This is a genomic window from Robiginitalea sediminis (assembly GCF_002198115.1).
Classification (GTDB): Bacteria; Bacteroidota; Bacteroidia; order Flavobacteriales; family Flavobacteriaceae; genus Robiginitalea; species Robiginitalea sediminis.
Genome location: NZ_NGNR01000001.1, coordinates 500126 through 500362, shown reverse-complemented (window position 1 = coordinate 500362; position 237 = coordinate 500126).

Here is a 237-nt window from a genome sequence, read left to right as displayed (position 1 = left end):
AAGCTTGCTTCTTTTTTCTGACAGGCGCAAAAAAACTCGGTTCGCGACAGCGAAGCGGAGGTTTTGCATTTGCAGGAGCGGTGACTCTCTGGTCGGTGCGCCGCATGGCGCGCCAACCCAGGTGGGGAAACATGGTTTACCAAGCTTGCTTCTTTTTTCTGACAGGCGCAAAAAAACTCGGTTCGCGACAGCGAAGCGGAGGTTTTGCATTTGCAGGAGCGGTGACTCTCTGGTCGG